At 62.7% G+C, this 16,839-nt stretch carries 15 protein-coding genes; 5 read left to right on the top strand and 10 right to left on the bottom strand.

The window, feature by feature from the left end:
- Window positions 1-41 precede the first annotated feature (41 nt).
- Complete coding sequence (locus NLK60_RS10020; protein ID WP_254807656.1) at window positions 42-1,901, bottom strand: excinuclease ABC subunit C; 1,860 nt, start codon at window positions 1,899-1,901, stop codon at window positions 42-44.
- Window positions 1,902-2,011: 110 nt separating this feature from the next.
- On the opposite strand from NLK60_RS10020, the gene NLK60_RS10015 reads away from it, so the two are divergent.
- Together NLK60_RS10015 and radA are read left to right on the top strand one after the other, a co-directional pair.
- Window positions 2,012-3,070: an outer membrane protein assembly factor BamB family protein gene (locus NLK60_RS10015; RefSeq protein WP_254807655.1), complete on the top strand. Its 1,059-nt coding sequence runs from the start codon at window positions 2,012-2,014 to the stop codon at window positions 3,068-3,070.
- Window positions 3,071-3,323: 253 nt separating this feature from the next.
- Complete coding sequence (radA, locus tag NLK60_RS10010) at window positions 3,324-4,355, top strand: DNA repair and recombination protein RadA (protein ID WP_254807654.1); 1,032 nt, start codon at window positions 3,324-3,326, stop codon at window positions 4,353-4,355.
- A 278-nt stretch (window positions 4,356-4,633) separates the two neighbouring features.
- Here the strand turns inward: radA and sufU are convergent, their stop codons facing one another.
- The 4 genes from sufU to NLK60_RS09990 form a co-directional block, all read right to left on the bottom strand.
- Window positions 4,634-5,050, bottom strand: a complete 417-nt coding sequence (gene sufU / locus NLK60_RS10005) for a Fe-S cluster assembly sulfur transfer protein SufU (RefSeq protein ID WP_254807653.1) — start codon at window positions 5,048-5,050, stop codon at window positions 4,634-4,636.
- A 93-nt stretch (window positions 5,051-5,143) separates the two neighbouring features.
- The gene (locus tag NLK60_RS10000; protein WP_254807652.1) at window positions 5,144-6,340 is read right to left on the bottom strand and encodes an MFS transporter; all 1,197 of its coding nucleotides are present in this window, start codon (window positions 6,338-6,340) and stop codon (window positions 5,144-5,146) included.
- Window positions 6,341-6,452: 112 nt separating this feature from the next.
- Window positions 6,453-7,697, bottom strand: coding sequence for an aminotransferase class V-fold PLP-dependent enzyme (locus tag NLK60_RS09995; RefSeq protein ID WP_254807651.1), 1,245 nt, complete (start codon window positions 7,695-7,697; stop codon window positions 6,453-6,455).
- A 121-nt stretch (window positions 7,698-7,818) separates the two neighbouring features.
- Window positions 7,819-8,673, bottom strand: coding sequence for a DUF8054 domain-containing protein (locus tag NLK60_RS09990; protein WP_254807650.1), 855 nt, complete (start codon window positions 8,671-8,673; stop codon window positions 7,819-7,821).
- Window positions 8,674-8,835: 162 nt separating this feature from the next.
- Here NLK60_RS09990 and NLK60_RS09985 point away from each other — a divergent pair, with 162 nt between their 5' ends.
- Window positions 8,836-9,843, top strand: coding sequence for an ABC transporter ATP-binding protein (locus tag NLK60_RS09985; protein ID WP_254807649.1), 1,008 nt, complete (start codon window positions 8,836-8,838; stop codon window positions 9,841-9,843).
- Window positions 9,840-10,715 (top strand): ABC transporter permease subunit, encoded by an 876-nt coding sequence (locus NLK60_RS09980; RefSeq protein WP_254807648.1) that lies wholly within the window; start codon window positions 9,840-9,842, stop codon window positions 10,713-10,715. Before NLK60_RS09985 ends, NLK60_RS09980 begins: the two co-directional genes overlap by 4 nt.
- An 86-nt stretch (window positions 10,716-10,801) precedes the next feature.
- Here NLK60_RS09980 and NLK60_RS09975 read toward each other — a convergent pair whose 3' ends face one another.
- Window positions 10,802-11,104, bottom strand: a complete 303-nt coding sequence (locus NLK60_RS09975; protein ID WP_254810461.1) for a DUF424 domain-containing protein — start codon at window positions 11,102-11,104, stop codon at window positions 10,802-10,804.
- A gap of 38 nt (window positions 11,105-11,142) precedes the next feature.
- A complete protein-coding gene (locus tag NLK60_RS09970) occupies window positions 11,143-11,940 on the bottom strand; it encodes a tetratricopeptide repeat protein (RefSeq protein ID WP_254807647.1) in 798 nt (265 codons plus the stop codon).
- A 189-nt stretch (window positions 11,941-12,129) separates the two neighbouring features.
- On the opposite strand from NLK60_RS09970, the gene NLK60_RS09965 reads away from it, so the two are divergent.
- Complete coding sequence (locus tag NLK60_RS09965) at window positions 12,130-12,711, top strand: hypothetical protein (protein WP_254807646.1); 582 nt, start codon at window positions 12,130-12,132, stop codon at window positions 12,709-12,711.
- 107 nt (window positions 12,712-12,818) lie between these two features.
- On the opposite strand, the gene NLK60_RS09960 is transcribed toward NLK60_RS09965, so the two are convergent.
- The 3 genes from NLK60_RS09960 to NLK60_RS09950 form a co-directional block, all read right to left on the bottom strand.
- Window positions 12,819-14,111, bottom strand: coding sequence for a DUF5305 domain-containing protein (locus tag NLK60_RS09960; protein ID WP_254807645.1), 1,293 nt, complete (start codon window positions 14,109-14,111; stop codon window positions 12,819-12,821).
- A 130-nt stretch (window positions 14,112-14,241) separates the two neighbouring features.
- Complete coding sequence (locus tag NLK60_RS09955) at window positions 14,242-15,396, bottom strand: signal peptidase I (RefSeq protein WP_254807644.1); 1,155 nt, start codon at window positions 15,394-15,396, stop codon at window positions 14,242-14,244.
- 47 nt (window positions 15,397-15,443) lie between these two features.
- Entirely contained in the window at window positions 15,444-16,340 is an 897-nt protein-coding gene (locus NLK60_RS09950; RefSeq protein WP_254807643.1) for a rhomboid family protein, read from the bottom strand.
- Window positions 16,341-16,839: the final 499 nt, after the last annotated feature.

The following is a 16,839-nucleotide window of genomic DNA, read 5'->3' as shown; positions in this document are numbered from 1 at the left end:
CGGATGAGGCCAAAGCGGGCTCGAAAACTGATCAACCGCTCTCACAGCCGCTTTTGGACCACCTGTGCGGTCTTCTCGCCGACGCCGTCGACCGACTGGAGTTCCTCGAGGCTCGCCGCCCGGACGTTCTCGACGCTACCGAATCGACGCAACAGGCGCTTTCGCGTTTCGGGACCGATCCCCGGCACGTCGTCGAGCACCGTCGACACCTCGTCGCGCAGCGTCTGGTGGTACTGAACTGCAAAGCGATGGGATTCGTCGCGCACGCGCTGGAGGAGGTGTAGCTGTGGGGCGTCCGTCGGCCAGTCGTACTCCCTGTCGGCGGTTATCACGCGCTCGTCGGCTTTCGCCAGCCCGATTGCGGGAACGTCCCAGCCCACCCTCTCGAGGGCTTCGCGAGCGGCCTCGAGTTGGCCTTTCCCGCCGTCGATAACCAGCAAGTCGGGATCGGGCCGCTCGTCGCGGCCCTCGACAGCACGGCGGGCGCGCCACTCGAGGAGTCGGCGCATGTTGGCGTAGTCGTCGTTCTCGTCGCTCAGTTTCTTCCGGCGATATCCCGACTTGTCGGCGCTGCCGTCGACGAACGTCACGTTCGAGCCGACGGCTGCCGTTCCCTGCGCGTGGCTCACGTCGAACCCTTCGAGCCTGCTGGCGCGCTCGAGGCCGAGTGCCTCGGCGAGCAGGCCACACTCGTCCCGTCGACCGACGTTCTGTCGGGCGTTTTTCAACGCGAGTTCGACGAGGGTCGCTTCCCGCCCAGCGCCGGGGACGCGGACGGCGACGCCCTCGCCCTCGAGCCAGGCCGACACCTCGTCGTCGCCGTGACGTTCGGGGAGCAAGAGGGCGTCCGGAAGCCGTCGCTCGGCGTAGTACTGGACGAGAAACGCTGCCAGGACGCCCGGGACGCCACCTGCTTCGGGGTCGTCAGCGGCGGGTGCCTCGAGCGTGTGGCGGTCACGCTCGACGAGTTTCCCCCCTTCGGAGCGGAGTCGGGCGACGGTGGCCTCGGCACCGCGAATCGCGACGCCGATGACGTCGACGACGCGCTCGTCGCCCACCGACTGGACGGCCGCGCTCCCCTCGCCGTGAATCGCTTCGACGGCCTCGAGCCGGTCACGAAGGTGAGCGGCGCGTTCGAAGTTCTCGCTTTCGGCGGCGGCCTCCATCTGTCGGCGTAACGGGTCGGCGAGGATGCCCGTTTCGCCGTCAAAGAATCGGGTCACAGCGGCTACGTCTTCGGCGTAGCTCTCGTGGCCGATTTCGCCGGTACAGGGGGCAGTGCACAGTCCCATTTCGTAGTCCAGACAGGGCCGATCTCGGCCGGCGTACTTGTGATCTGAACAGCCGCGCAGGCCGTAGGTTTCACGGATAGCCTTGACGACGGTCTCGAGGCGGCCCTTGTCGGTGAACGGGCCGAAGACGGTCGCGGCCGCGCCGGTCGACCCGTTCTCCCGGCCGCCAGTCGATCCGTTCGGCCGACTGCTCGCCAACCCGTTTCCTCGAGTCGCCGCCGGTGTAGCCTTCCCTCGGCTCTTGGCGGGGTCGGTATTCGGGTCCCGCGTAATCTCGATTCGTGGGGCCTCGTGGGCCGTCAGCTGAACCATCGGGTAGGACTTGTCGTCTTTGAGCCGAACGTTGTATCGAGGCTGGTGGCGCTTGATGAGGTTCGCCTCGAGCAACAGCGCCTGGGTTTCGGTGTCCGTGACGGCGATATCGACTTCGTCGGCCCGGTCGACCATCCGCCGGATTCGAGCACTGCGTGGGTCGGCGTAGGAGCGAACTCGTGTACGGATGTCGACGGCCTTGCCCACGTAGAGCGTGGTTCCGTCGGCCCGAAACTGGTAGACGCCGGGCTCTGTCGGCAGTGCCGACGCCCGTTCACGAACCGCCTCGGCGTTCATCGGCGGCCCTAGCCGGTCGAGCGATTTCAGTGTACCGTCCGCGGTCGGTCGTGTCGGTCCCTCGAGTGCGAAGGCATCGCTTATCCGATTCGCCTCGAAAGCGGGTAGTAGTGAACGGCTGGAACCAGTTTCGAGGCGACGAACGAAACCGCTCGCGGATAGATGGGGCGGGGCTGACAACTCGGCCGACGCAGGCCTGGCAGGTCGAACTCAGCGGCGCGCTCGAGTGTCCGCCCATCCTCGACGACGACACCGTTTACGTCGGCTCGAGCGCCGGGAATCTGTACGCGTTCGACCGGCAGGGGCGCCGTCGGTGGGTGTACGAGACGACGACCACGACGACCATCGCTCCGGCAGTGAGCGGGTATCACCTCTGTCTCGTGCTCGACGACCGACTGGTCGGTATCGACTCGGCGCGTGGCACAGCCGAGTGGGAGCGACAGATAGACGGCCTCTATACGACGCCACCCACGGTCGACGGGAACCTCGGCCTCGTCGGCTCGAGCGACGGACTCACGGCGTTTCGCGTCGAGGGTGGCGAGGAGATCTGGACGCGGGACCTCGGCTCGCCGCCGGTCGGTGCACCAGCGGTCGGCTCGAGTCACGTCTACGTGGCGACGCGAGACGAGCAGGTCCACGCCCTCGAGTTGGGTTCGGGGGAGACGGCCTGGAGTGCGCCTACCGACGGCGTGGTCGTGGGTGGCCCGACGCTGACTGACGACCGCGCTTACGTCGCAGACGACAGCGGCACGCTGCTCGCACTCGATCCCGAGTCGGGCCAGACCTGGTTCTCGTATGAAATTCGCGCACCGTTTGCGTCCGCGCCGACGGTCCTCGAGGACCGGGACACGCTGTTGGTCACCGCTGCCGACGAAACGTTGCACATCACCGATACCACCTTCGGCAACCGCAAGCGTCGCGGCTGGCTGTTTTCGAAAGCCGGCCTCGGACTCGACGGTGCGCCCACCACCGACCCCGTCTGCGTCGGCGAGAACGCCTTCGTCGGCGACGACACCGGCGGCCTCTACGGGGTGGACCTCAAGGACCTCGATTTCACCTGGCACCTGCCCCTCGAGGCCCCCATCGCGGCCACGCCAGCGCCGCTGGCCGAGGGCGACCTCTTCGTGGGTGACGAGGCGGGCGTTCTCACCAGGTTGACCTGGCCCTGACGCTCACTCGAAAGCTCAAGTCCTTGCTTTCTCAGTCCGCCTGTCCTGTCTCCCCGTTCCCGTTGTCGCACCCTCGCTGTTCCCGAAACTCCTGTTTCCGGGGTCACCGTCGTTCTCGACTTCTTCCCGTTCTCGGCTCGATGGTATACAAACCTTCGTTGCACTCGCTTTTTCACCGGCAAGCAGTCGGCCACTTTCACTTCCACTTTGGTGTTAACGAGGGTTTATACCCCATCCGGCACAACCCCCAGCTATGCCCGAAGTAGATCTCGAGACACTCCCCGGTGTAGGACCGGCAACTGCAGACAAACTCACTGACGCCGGGTACGACTCCTTCCAGAGCCTGGCCGTCGCGTCTCCCTCCGAACTCTCGAACACCGCCGACGTCGGCGAATCGACTGCTGGCGACATCGTTCGCGCCGCCCGTGACGCAGCAGATATCGGCGGCTTCGAAACCGGTTCGACCGTCCTCGAGCGGCGAAACCAGATCGGCAAACTCTCCTGGCACATCGACGAGGTCGACGACCTGCTCGGCGGCGGTATCGAAACCCAGTCGATCACCGAGGTGTACGGCGAGTTCGGCTCCGGTAAGTCCCAGGTCACCCACCAGATGGCGGTCAACGTCCAGTTGCCCCACGAGGTCGGCGGTCTCCACGGCAGCACCATCTTCATCGATTCGGAGGACACCTTCCGACCCGAGCGTATCGACGACATGGTCCGCGGTCTCCCCGACGAGGCCATCGACGCCGCCCTCGAGGATCGTGAAATCGAAGGGTCTGCGGGTGACGAGGAAGCCGTTGACGAACTCGTCGCGAGCATACTCGAGAAGATTCACGTCGCGAAGGCGTTCAACTCCAACCACCAGATGCTACTGGCCGAGAAGGCAAAAGAGATCGCGAGCGAACACGAGGACTCGGAGTACCCCGTTCGCTTACTGTGTGTCGACTCGCTGACCGCCCACTTCCGTGCGGAGTACGTCGGCCGTGGCAACCTCGCCAACCGCCAGCAAAAACTGAACAAACACCTTCACGACATCGACAAGGTCGGCAACCTCTACAACGCGGCCGTCATCGTCACCAACCAGGTTACCTCGAACCCCGACGCGTTCTTCGGCGACCCGACCAAACCCATCGGTGGCAACATTCTCGGCCACAAATCGACCTTCCGAATGTACCTCCGCAAGTCCAAAGGCGACAAGCGAATCGTCAAACTCGTCGACGCGCCGAACCTCGCCGACGGCGAGGCCGTCATGCGCGTCCAGGACGAAGGTCTGAAACCGGAATAACCCGTTTTCACTGTTTCGCTCGCGGTACCGCTCCACGCTCGATCGACTGCTCGGATGGAACCACTCGAGCGCAACCGCTCGAATCGCCCCGAGTTTGTGTCATCTGTTAACCGACCCTCGAACGACGTGGACGCTCGAGGTGTCTCGGTTCGCTGTTGAAACTACGGAATTGAAACCGTTCAATTCCCAATCTGGAATAAAAGGCACTTATCGAGACCGTCGTAACTGACTCCGGCCAGCGACTCACGTTTCGTCGCTGACCGCGACACCGAACCCTATCAGTCGTCTTCGGTCGTCGTCTTCTCCTTCTCGAGTTCGCCGCGATACATTTTGGCTCCGTCTTGGGCGACTTTCTCGGCTAACACCGCACACTTGATTCGCATCGGCGAGATTTCGACACCGAGCATATCGACAATGTCGTCCCGGTCCATCTCGAGCAGTTCGTCGACCGTCGTTCCCGGCAACTCCGTCGTGAGCATGCTGGCGGCGGCCTGGCTGATAGCACAGCCGTCACCCGAGAACGCGACCTGTTCGATCTCCTCGCCATCGAGGCGGACGTCCATTCGAATCTCATCGCCACACATCGGGTTCTCGCCGATGTGGGTGAACGTCGGATCCTCGAGTTCCCCGTAGTTTCGGGGGCTCTTGTAGTGGTCGAGGATCTGCTGTCGGTACATATCGGAGCCAAGTCCCATGTCAGGTACGGGTACGGTTGTCGCGTCCAAAAGGGTTCCGGGGTGGCCGGTGTCTGCCGCTGTGTGGTGGTCTCCTCTCGGGCGAGACCTGAATCAGTAGCCCGTTCGCAGTGCCCAGTTTCCGAATAGCAGGACTAGCCCGATGGCCAGCAGCGTCACGAGGACGGCGATGGAAGCGGCCCAGCCGGCCAGATCGGCGACGGTTCCGGTGACGACGGAGCCAGCGGCAGCGAGACCCATGACGACGGTCTGTGTCAACCCGAAACCTGCCCCGCGGTCCTCGCTCGAGAACAGGTCCATAAACCGGGCCATAGCGGCAGTGTACGCACCCAGACCGACACCGACGAGGACGACGCCGATGACGACGAAAGCGGAGGCGGTCGGAATCACGAGTGCGAGCAAGCCAGTAATTGCCAACACGAGACAGCCAGCGATGACGGGGTCACGGCCGTACTGGTCGGAAAACTGCCCGATTTTGACCTGCGTCAGCCCCTGGACGACGAAAAAACCGGAGAACGCGATTGCGGCCAACCCATCGCTGTATTCGTGATAGGAGACCAGGAACGTGGGTAAAAACGAGGCGAGCGCTTGCCAGGAAAACGAGAGCAGGACCGAAATCACGACCGTGAACGTGACCGATGGCCGGGAGAGGACCGTCAGCAACGGCTCGAGGCGAAACTGATTCCGGATCTCGAGGTCGGGCCGTCGAGGTGGCGTCGGCTCGACGTACCGAAAAAAGAGGGCGAACGCGGGAATCGCGACGACGAGTCCGATAGCGACACCGGTTCGCCATCCGTATCGAACGCCGATCCAGGTGGCCGCGATGGGGGCCAAAAGGCCGCCGAAGGTGCTCCCCAGCGTGTGGATGCCGATGGCGCGACCGACGTCGTCGTAGGTTCGGGTGAGCAACGTCGTCGCCACGCTAAAGTGGAGACCGGCGAGCGCGCCGAGGATGACCGTCGCGATGGCGAAGACGAAAAAGACTGGTGCCGTGACGATAAGGAGGCTGCCCAGCGCGGTGCCCGCGAGGGCAACCAGAATCACCGGCCGCTCGCCGTACCGGTCGGCAAACACCCCACTGGGGTACTGTGCCAGGCCGTAGGTGAGCCACATTCCGGTCAGTGCCAGGCCGACGAGCGCGTTCGAAACACCGTATGTTGCAGTAATCGCGGGAACCAGTGGACTGATCGCCAGGCGGGCAACCATGGTCGCGAACAGGGCGAACGTACACAGCGCCAGCACTGTCTGGCGGTAGTGCCAGCCCCTCGAGGTCACGACTCCTGGAAACACGGCTGTAACGACCGCATGTCGCGAGTGGAAGGGCATATGTCTCGCGGAAACGCGTTGGGATCCCCTCGAGCAAAAATCTGGACCAAAAAATCGCTCTCCGTTCGCGGTAGACCTATGCGAACAGTTGGCGGGCGCTGTCGATAGCCTCGACCAGTTTGTCGACCTCCTCTCGAGTGTTGTAAACGTAGAACGACGCTCGAGCGGAGGCCGCGACACCAAGTTTGTCGTGCAGTGGCTGGGTACAGTGGTCACCGGCGCGAATCGCCACGGCGTGGTCGTTCATGATCGAGGCCAGATCGTGGGCGTGAACTGACTCGAGATTGAAGCTCACCAGTCCGCCGCGGTCCGGGCCGGGTTCGGGGCCGTAGAGTTCGACGTCCCCCTCCTCGGACAGTTGCTCGTAGGCGTACTCTGCCAGCTGTTCTTCGTGTGCCTGCACGCGCTCCATGCCGATGTCCTCGAGGTAGTCGACGGCGGCCTCGAGACCGACGGCCTCCGCGATGGGTGGCGTGCCGGGTTCGAACTTCCAAGGCAATTCGGCCCAGGTGGAGTCCTCGAAGGTGACCTTCTCGATCATGCCGCCGCCGTACAGGTACGGCTGCATGGCCTCGAGCAGGTGACGTTTTCCGTAGAGGACGCCGATACCGGTGGGTCCGGCCATTTTGTGGCCCGAAAAGGCGTAGAAGTCGGCGTCGATGGCCTGGACATCGACGGGCCGGGTCGGGACGGCCTGTGCGCCGTCGACGAAGATGTAGGCGTCGTGGTCGTGGGCGACGTCGGCCAGTTCGGCGACCGGATTGACCGTCCCGAGCGTGTTCGAGACGTGGACGGCGCTGACGATAGCGGTGTCGTCGGTGATACACTCGCGAGCGTGGTCCATGTCGAGGCGGCCGTCTTCGTCGATAGCGATGTACTTGACGTCCGCGCCGGTGCGATTGGCGATCTGTTGCCAGGTGACCAGCGAGGCGTGGTGTTCCATCTCCGTGAGGACGACCTCGTCGCCGGGGCCGAGTTCGGCCAGCCCCCAGGCGTAGGCGAGGAGGTTCTCGCTCTCGGTCGTGTTCTTCGTGAAGATGACCTCTTCGCGACCGTCGGCACCGATAAAGTCGGCGACCCGGTCGTGGGCTTCCTCGTAGGCGATCGAGGCTTCCTGACTGAGGTGGTGGATACCGCGGTGGACGTTCGAATTGTACTGTCGATAGTACTCGCTCATCGCGTCGACGACGGGATCTGGTGTGTGCGTCGTCGCTGCGTTGTCGAGGTAAACCAGTTGACTCCCCGAAAACTCGCGCTCGAGGATCGGGTACTCCGCCCGGATCCGGTCGACATCGAGGGACTCGACCTGTTGGTGACTCATTACTCGAAGAGAGGAACCGTAGACAAAACACTCCTTCGGTCCATCCCGGTTTCGCCGTTATCCGGGAGTTCCCGGATTCGATCAGGAACGCACCAGTCCCGCTTTTCCTACCGTCTGTTGTTCAGGCGTCGACTTCGAGCAATCGCGCGTCACAGTCCTCGCAGGTAACGGCGTACACTTCGTAGGAGCGACAGCAGGATTCGACGGTTTCGGCGTCGATGGAAATCGTTCCGCTACAGGTCGGACAGGTCTCGAGAAACGCCCTGAGGCCGCTGACCAGTTGACTGCGCTGTTCGAGTGTGAGTGCCTCCCAGTTTTCGACGCGGTGCTCGAGGAGGTCGAAGCCGGCGACGTCGGCCAGTAACGCGGCGTCTGATTCCCAGCGAGCCGCGACTCGACCGTCGACGCGGACGACGACGTGGTTGCTGCGCTGACTGTCCCGGACGTCGACCTTATCGGGCTCCGCGTCGAGAAAGGCTGCGACCTGTTTCGCACGGTCGCCCTCACGGCGGTCCTCGATGGCCGCTCGCCAGGTCGCGTGGGCGTCGTCTTCGAGACAGAGGTCGTCGACGTCGGCACAGGGTTCGACGACGCCGGCCGAAACGAGGGTCTCCTCGGGGTTGATCCGGGTTTCCCGTTCGTGTAGGGGGTCGGGGCCGTGACTGTCGTCCGCCTCGAGGCCGTCGCCTTCGATCCCGTATCCGGGCGGGGCTTTTTCGAATTTAGCGAGCAGCCAGTCGGGAAAGTACCGTTTCGTCAGCGCAGGCGTGCCTGGCACGAGATAGCCGCGGAAATAAATCGCGAGCAACGAGAGCGCGAAGACGGCGAAGCCCACCGGTGGGACGAGGAACCCGACGGCGAGAGAAAGGACGAGTGCAATCAGGACGTTGACGACCGTGCACGGAATACACCGGTTTTCGCCGGTGTATTCTGGTTGGCGAAGCCGGTCGAGGGCTCGAGACGGTGTCGTTGGCATAATCCCGACTTGGATAACCCTCGTAAAAAACACGTCGGTTCTGTGGGCTGTTAGCAGTACTCGAGCCCTGGCTTCCCCGGAACGACTGTAAAAATGTGGGTCAGATAACAAGTTTTAACCGACGGGAACGTGCCAGCTAGGCCCACCGAACGTGTTCATTACATGCCAGCAATAGAGACACGCAGATTGTCCAAGCGGTTCGGCGACGTAACCGCCGTGGACGACCTCAACCTGACGGTCGAGGAGGGCGAAGTATTCGGCTTTTTGGGCCCGAACGGGGCCGGCAAGTCGACGACGATCAATATGTTACTGGATTTCACTCGCCCAACGTCGGGGTCGGCAACCGTCCTGGGCTACGACGCACAGACGGAGACTGACGCGATCAGCTCACGCGTTGGTGTTCTCCCCGAGGGGTTTGGCGTCTACGAACGGCTCACCGGCCGCAAACACCTCGAGTTTGCTATCGAGACGAAACGCTCCGACGACGACCCCGAGGAACTGCTCGAGCGCGTCGGTCTCGACGGCGAAGACGCGTCCCGCCCTGCTGGCGAGTACTCCAAGGGAATGCGACAGCGACTCGCGACCGGGATGGCGCTGGTGGGTGACCCCGATTTACTCATCATGGACGAACCTTCGACGGGGCTCGATCCGACGGGAATTCGGGAGATGCAAACCCTCGTTCAGAGCGAAGCCGACCGGGGGACGACGGTCTTTTTCTCGAGTCACATCCTCGAGCACGTCGAAGCCGTCTGTGACCGCATTGGCGTCCTCAACGAGGGCGAACTCCTGGTCGTCGATACGCTCGAGGGACTTCGCGACTCGCTCGGCAACGGGGCGACGATGACGGTCACGCTGGCCGACCCAGTCGACGGCGCGGCCGAAACCGTCGCCGCACTCGAGGGCGTCAGCAACGTCACCGCTGGCGGTCGTCGACTCGAGGCCTCGGTCACCGAACCGACTGCCAAAGCGACTATCGTGACGGCCCTCGATGCGGCCGGTGGGACGATCACTGATATCCGTATCGAGGAAACCTCGCTCGAGTCGCTGTTCTCGATGCTGGTCGACGGCGAGGCCGATGAGTTGCTCGCATCGACAACCGACCCGGGGGCCGAAACCGCGGTGTCGACACCAACACGAAAGGCTTCGTCGTCGGGAGGTGTCTCTCAGTGACCTCTCACATCACGACCGTTGCACGCAAGGACCTCGAGGATGCTGGCCGTTCGAAACTGCTCTGGGCTATCGTCGGGTTGCTCGTGGGACTGATGGCAATCGGATACGTCGCCGCCTGGGCCACCATCGACGACGCGACGGGGGCCGCGATGCTCGGCTTCGTCGCCCTCCCGTTGAGCGTCCTGTTGCCGGTTGCAGCCCTCATCGCGGGTTACATGGCTGTTGTCGGTGAACGTCGCTCGGGGAGCCTGAAACTCCTGCTTGGCTTGCCGCCGAACCGGACGGATGTCGTCTTCGGCAAGCTACTCGGCCGCGTGGCCGTCATCTCTTCGGCCGTCGTCCTCGCGTTCGTCGTCGCACTGGCGTTGAGCCTCCTGCTTTTCGGTTCGGTCCCGTTTCTCGACTGGCTGGCGTTCGGGGCCGTCAGTCTCCTCTTTGGGCTCACCTTCGTGGGGCTTGCCGTCGGCGTCTCCGCGGGCGTCGCCTCGAGGGGGCGGTCGATGGCCCTCGTCGTCGGAACCTACATGGTGTTCGTCGGGCTCTGGGAACTCATCACTGCGGGTCCGTACTACCTGATCTACGGTGAGACGCCACCGATCGAAGCCGAAACGTGGTATCTGCTACTATTACAGCTCAACCCGCTCGAGACTTACGCAAACGTCTCCTCCACCATCGTCGAAGGCGAGGTGTTTCCGTTCATGTTCCGCTACGGTCTCGAGCCGTTCGAGGCTCAGAGCATGACGCCGGCTGAACGCTACGTGGGCGACGCGCCGTTTTATCTCCAGGAGTGGTTCGGTGCGGTGGCGATGTTGTTCTGGGTCGTCGTCCCCGTTGCTATCGGCTACTACCGGTTCCAGCGAGCGGACCTGTAATAGGGACTGCTGTCGTCACGTATCAGCGAGCGCCCTCCCCGTGGCAAACGCTCGGCGGCAAACTGTCACACCGATCTCGATGACCGCTACATTCGCATAAACTGGGCGTGCCTGGTCCCCTCGAGTTCCAGCACGTTCCCTTCCTCGACGTAGCCCGCTTCGATGGCGACGCCGACGGCATCGTTGCCGACGAGGTTCGCCACACTCGCTCGAGCCAGGCTCTCGAGGGCGCTTTCGGCATCGACGGATTCGGCACCCTCGCCGTAAAAATCCTCGGTGACCGTCAGCGAGACGTCCTGGTCGACGCCTTCGAAGGTCTCACCGAGCAGACCGTCATCACAGACCGAGACGAGCAATCCTTTGGGCGTCTGGCGCTCGACCAGCAACAGCGGGCCGGCTTCCTGGAGTGAATCGCGTTCGGTCACGGTTACTCGGGCAACTGTTCGCGGTCTTCGATGAGCTGCTGTTCGGCCTGCTCGCGAAGCTGATTTGCCTCGTCGGCCAGTGCCTCGGCTTCCTCGTGTTCGCCCAATTCTTCGAGGATTTCGGCCTTCTCCTCGAGGATCTGTGCGTTTCGCAAGCCGAGTCGAATCGCGTTGTCGATACAGTTGAGTGCCTCCTCGGTGAGGCCGCGTTCGGCGAGGAAGAACGCCCGGTTGTACCACCCCTCAGCGAAGCGATCGTCGATTTCGACGGCGCGTTCGGCGTGCTCGAGTGCCTGACTCGTATCGCCAAACTCCCACAGGGCGTAGGCCAGGTTGGTGTGTGCCGTCGCCGTGTGCTGGGGGGCTGCGCGGTCGTACTCCCCACCCTCTTTGTCGGCTTCGCGGGCGATTCGCAGTGCCTCCTGGTGGGCCCCGATGGCCTCGTCGTACTCTTCCAGGTTCGCGTGGGCGACGCCCTTGTTGACCCATGCCTCCTGTTCGATACTCGGGTCTTCGGCGAACTTCGCCGTCCGTTCGAAGGCCTCGGTTGCCTCTTCGAAGCGGTTGATCTGCATGTAACTCAGGCCGACGTCGAGCAGTTCCTCGGTGTCGACGGCGTCGCTCGCGATCTGGCGCTCGTCCAGCATGTCAGAGAGCACGCGCGAGTCGACCGGGTCGACCTTCGACGGGTCGACGTCGAGTTCCGGGGGATCGAGGTCGAAATCGTCGTAGGACTCGTCGAACCCGGCACCTTCGGAGAACCGATGCCTGCGGTCTGTCTCGTCCGTTCGGTCAGTCATTGCTCGCTGTTGGGTATCTGGCGGGTTAAGGTCTGCGTTCATCTCGAGTGGGTTGTGCCATCAGTTCGGAGTGGCGAACAGATCGCCATCCGAAACGACAACGAACCTGATGAAAGGGGCGGGGTTTGATAGACAGTCGCGTCGTGAACTCCCTATGCTCACTCGAGACCAATTCGGAGGGTGGTTTTGATGGGGCGTGTCCTGGTTGGCTCGAATATTGGCGGGTCGCCGACCGGTTCGATTGCGGACTACGTCGCTGACCGGCTTGCCGAGGCGAGACACGACCCCATCGTAATCAATACGACACATCCCCCGCCAAACCTCGACCTCCGACGGTACGACGGCTGTGTCGTCGTCCGAGCGCTCCCACCAGTCGTCACCGAACCGAGTCCTTTTCTACGCGCTAACGCCGATGTGTTGAATCGATTGCATTCGGGACTGATCGCCGTCGATAGCACCGACGGCCCACTCGAGGGATCGAGACAGAAACCCCAGACCGAACCGTCTACTGGAGCGACTGCCGTCCCACCGGCAGCCGAACGTGTCGACGCCCTCTGCGAGGCGCTCGGCTGGGAACCAACCTATACGCTCATCGTGGAAGACCGATCCGGGCAGTTGTTTTCGATCGTCTGGAACGAACTCCGCTACCGACTCTCGAAGCTCCGGGGGGATACGCGCCCTCGAGAACGGATCGCGGCACGTCGACAGTGGGCGGCTATCGACGATTTCGTGGCCTCCTTCGCGGCCACACTCGAGAAGCCACACCCCTGAATTGAGCGACCAGGGGTCGTTCGCCCCGTTCAGTGGCTCCACTCCGTTTCACACGTCTCGGCGTCCGAGTTCTACTGCCATCAGCCACCGGAACGGCAGACAGATACTCACTTCCTGTCTGTCACAGTTTCCGTTTTCGGGTCTGATTCGCCGGTTTCTTTGGGTGACTCATTCGTCTTGCCGTCACTCTCTTTGGTTCTCGTGGCCGCGTCGGGAATCGATTCGTCGAACGAAGTAACTGTCCCGGAGTCCGCCGGTTCGGGTGCGTCGTCACGACCCCCATCCAGGGCGTTCGTCTGTCCACCTTCGTGTGGCGGCGACGGGGGTTCGTACACGTACCACAGGTCGTCGGTGAGCACGACGTACCGATCCCGGTCGACATCCTCGAGAATCGGCGCTTCGAGGTCGATTGCCAACTGAATCGCCGCTTCCAGGCTCTCGAGTGGGGCTTGCTGCTTTCGTCCCATTTCAGTGGTATCGTCGCCTGGCGTAGGTTCTGTGGCGTCGTCGGCGGGGAGTCGCGTCCGCGTCACAAGTGAACCCTGTTCCTCGAGCGTTTCCCGATAGGCGAGCCATTCGGCTTCCGCGGGCGATAACTCGTAGCGACTCGGGGGAACGACCGTCAATCCTATCGCACCGACCAGTCCCACGAGTGCGAGCAGTGGGCCACCGGCACGCCGTTCGAGGCCGTAGGTCCGTGTCTGGGTAACCGTCTCGTACTGTTCGTAGGTTTCGCCGAAGCTCCCGTCTTCGGTGAGCGAGTAGGTGTTCCCGTCGAGGTCGACGTCGATCGTGGTCGTCTCGGTCGTCGACCGTTGGGTGCCGTCTACCGTCCCCTCGATTTCGCGTTCGATCTCGAGGACAACCTGTCGGTCGCCCGGACTCGCGCCGAGATCTGATTCGATGGCATCCATACGGTTCTCGATTTCGCTGACGTTGAACTCGAACGCTGCCGTCGCGCTCTCGTCGGGGTCGAGGCCACTCTCGCTGGCAGTTGCAAGGGTTTCCGTCTCCCGCCAGTAGGTGTGCTCGTCGTCGCTCGACTCCCAGCGCAAGGTTACTTCGAGGTCGACACTCACGTCGTCGCCAGTGGTTCCCCGATAGCCGGCGTCGAACTCGCCCTCGAGTGTTGGTGAGAGTCGCGTGTAATACAGCGGCTGATTCGAGAGCCGTGAGCCGACCGGATACACCGTGTTCTCCGCCTCGACCACGGCGCTGTGTGTCAGGACGCCCGTCGTCGTCCACGAATCCTCGAGTTGTTGGTGCGCTTCCTCACCAGGGTCCACGTAGGTGCCGTAGGTAACCCAGGCACCGCCGACCACGGCGAGTAGACAGATGCCGATAACGAGCCATCGGTAGGAGGCGAGGTTGCGTCGAACCCGGAGGCGTTGGGTGTCCATCGTCAGCACTCACCCCGACGATGGTTGCCACTCGTCTGTCGAACCGGTACGTCCCCTCCAACCGTTTTCCACACCGTGGCTCGAGTCATTGCCACCCACCGTCGCCACCGTTCATGTGTGTTTGTCGTAACTACCATTGGTTATAATCACTTCGCTGTGCGTGTGTGTCCCGTCTTCCTGTTTTCGACCGCCGTTGTGCTGGCGTGTCGCCGATAAGGATTCGGCCGATTCCGTACGTTACGCCACCCATGAGCCCCGTAATGACGAGCACCGGGAGCCAGGGATTGAGTGATGCGAGCCCGCTGATCACCGGTGACGGTAACACGTACAGATACCGATACTCGGTCACGTATCGCTGATAGGCACCGGTATCTGCGGGAGCAGTTATCGCAACCATTGTTCCTGCAGAACCTCGTTGCTCGAGTGCCAGCCGTTCGTCCTCGACGCTGACGCCGTCTCCACCCTCGAGGCCGACCAGGACGGGTACGAAGCCGCTGTTCTCGACGGGGTAATCGATCCGTTCGGTTTCGCCCTGTTCGATGACGAGTGGCCGGTCGGAGGGCGACTGCGCACTGACCACGTCGTAGGAGTGTGTTCCGGCGGGGACGACCATCGCCCCGAGTGCGGCGACCATCACCATGAGGGCGAACGCGCCACAGAGGAGTTTCGGATCGAGACCCTCCTCGTTGTTTCGTCCGAGTCGCGACTCGCGTGCCTGTTGGCGACGCTCGCGAACGGTTTCGATGGCGTAGGCGGCCAGCGAGATACCGAGCAAGACGTAGGCTGCACCCGTCGTCCCCTGAGCGGATTGTAAGCCGAGAGCAGACGCCATCCAGGTCTGAATCCATTCGAAGAGGGCGTTGATCGCCATGACGACGGTTCCGAGTGCGGGTATCGTCAGCACCGAGCCGGTCGGCTGGGCGACCGTTGCTACGATCTGGGCGTCCTGAACCGGTGGCTCACCCCCATCCTGGTCGGTAAACGGGTTGGCGTCCCCCTGGGTCACGTACCCCTCGGGTCGTTCGTCGACGATCCGGTGCGTCGTCAATCCGCCACCCTCGATCTCCTGGGCGTCGAAGACGACGACGTCGCCCGGTTCGGGATCGCTCGCGACGACCGATGGAACGGCGACGAATCCGTCCCCGGGCTCGAGCGTCGGTTCCATACTTCCGGTTTCGACGTAGCCCAACAGAACGGGTTGTCCGAGGAGGTGCCCGGCGAGCAGGGCGACGATCGCGACGACGACGAGTAGCTGTAGCCCGCGACTGACCCACCCCTCACTCATGACGAACGTGTATCACGTCCCCACCGTCTTAACTGCGGGTGTTCCGGTCAGGCTCGGGGAGAGGAAGGGGGTTTGAGAGGGCTGGTCGGCCGGTCGTACGTCCCAGCCTCGAGCACCAGATACGGGCCGATGAACCCCAGCGAGTAGCCCAGAAAGTGCACGTAGATGTTCAATACTGCCGTCCCGTACACCACGTCGGCGGGAAACGCAACGAACAGATACGAGACGAAGACCACGCCTCCCCCCAGCGCGAGTTCCCCGTAGCCCGGTCGCTCGAGGATTTCCCGACCCAGCCGGCGAAGCTGCCAGTGTCGCTGCAACAATCCGTGTGCGTACAGGCCAGCGATCCCGACAGAGGTGGTCGCCAGGGCGACCGTCGACAGGGCGATGGGAACGGCGATGAGTGCGATGATCGCCGTCGCCACGAAGTAGGCCAGTCCGACGTGTCGTCGCTCGAGTGTCGGCGTGAACGTCGCTCTGAGATACTCACCGAGTACCAGCGGCAACAACCCGAGGAGAGCCATGTTCACGCCCGAAAAGCCATAGGAGACGGCGTTTCGTGGCACTGCGAGGTTGAGCCCCGACAGCACCAGTGGAAACACGAGGACGATAACCAGCAGTGCCGAGAGGAAAAAGCGTCGACAGTTGCCATGCACCGCCAGTAGGTACCCCACTCCGGCAAGCAGCCCGTACCCCAGGAGGTTTGCCAGCAGGTGTGTCGCCTCGAGGTGAACGAAGTGGGACGCAAACGCCGTCAGCAGCGTGGGCTCGAGATAGTACAATACGAACTCGTCCCTGAACGCTTCGGGAAGCGCATAGACCAGCACCAGCAGGGCGGGAATAGCGAACAAGAGTGCCAGGTCGAGGGCTCGCACTTTCCGTCGCGTTCGCTCGAGAAACGGCCGTTCGGCAGCGGTACGGGGTTTGGGACCTGGGTATGACATGGGGTGGTTCCCATCCCGTTACCTGCGCGTCGGATGACACGGTGGTGTGTCACGTCACACTCGAGACGAGTGGCTGACGTGTGCGTTGTGCAGTTGAAATGGATGCACGGTCCACGGCATCGCCAGTCATCGGCGTTCGTCGACTACCCACGGGGGACGGTGATCGGTTGGGGGATGGGGGGATCGGTGTAGGTAGCGTGTGCGTCCGAACGACCGATAGCTCGCGTACGGATGAACGTTCGTCTCGTTTCTGTAAATACGTCTGTACGTTTACAGGGAACGAGTCGGTCTGCGTATCGAAACTCGAGTCGAACCGTGAGTCGTGTATGAACGAGTTTGTCGCTCGAGATGAGAAAAGGTCAACACTTTACTACAACTACGCTACCCACTGGATAGTGATTGTGTAGTAATCTCAGACCCCCGTCTGATCGCTTCATCGTTCGCTTACAGTGGGTGCTCGAACTGGGGAACACGAGCGAATACATTCACCCTCGAAAAC

The organism is Natronosalvus amylolyticus, assembly GCF_024298845.1.
GTDB classification, from domain to species: Archaea; Halobacteriota; Halobacteria; order Halobacteriales; family Natrialbaceae; genus Natronosalvus; species Natronosalvus amylolyticus.
The sequence above is the reverse complement of the archived record's forward strand: the minus strand, read 5'-3'. Positions and strand labels throughout refer to the sequence as shown.

What these genes read in the sequence shown, in the direction of transcription:
- NLK60_RS10020 (WP_254807656.1), bottom strand. Translation starts at nt 1,901, where the DNA reads ATGAACGCCGAGGCGGTTCGTGAACGGGCGTCGGCACTGCCGACAGAG.
- radA (WP_254807654.1), top strand. Translation starts at nt 3,324, where the DNA reads ATGCCCGAAGTAGATCTCGAGACACTCCCCGGTGTAGGACCGGCAACT.
- sufU (WP_254807653.1), bottom strand. Translation starts at nt 5,050, where the DNA reads ATGGGACTTGGCTCCGATATGTACCGACAGCAGATCCTCGACCACTAC.
- NLK60_RS09995 (WP_254807651.1), bottom strand. Translation starts at nt 7,697, where the DNA reads ATGAGTCACCAACAGGTCGAGTCCCTCGATGTCGACCGGATCCGGGCG.
- NLK60_RS09990 (WP_254807650.1), bottom strand. Translation starts at nt 8,673, where the DNA reads ATGCCAACGACACCGTCTCGAGCCCTCGACCGGCTTCGCCAACCAGAA.
- NLK60_RS09985 (WP_254807649.1), top strand. Translation starts at nt 8,836, where the DNA reads ATGCCAGCAATAGAGACACGCAGATTGTCCAAGCGGTTCGGCGACGTA.
- NLK60_RS09970 (WP_254807647.1), bottom strand. Translation starts at nt 11,940, where the DNA reads ATGACTGACCGAACGGACGAGACAGACCGCAGGCATCGGTTCTCCGAA.
- NLK60_RS09965 (WP_254807646.1), top strand. Translation starts at nt 12,130, where the DNA reads ATGGGGCGTGTCCTGGTTGGCTCGAATATTGGCGGGTCGCCGACCGGT.
- NLK60_RS09960 (WP_254807645.1), bottom strand. Translation starts at nt 14,111, where the DNA reads ATGGACACCCAACGCCTCCGGGTTCGACGCAACCTCGCCTCCTACCGA.
- NLK60_RS09955 (WP_254807644.1), bottom strand. Translation starts at nt 15,396, where the DNA reads ATGAGTGAGGGGTGGGTCAGTCGCGGGCTACAGCTACTCGTCGTCGTC.
- NLK60_RS09950 (WP_254807643.1), bottom strand. Translation starts at nt 16,340, where the DNA reads ATGTCATACCCAGGTCCCAAACCCCGTACCGCTGCCGAACGGCCGTTT.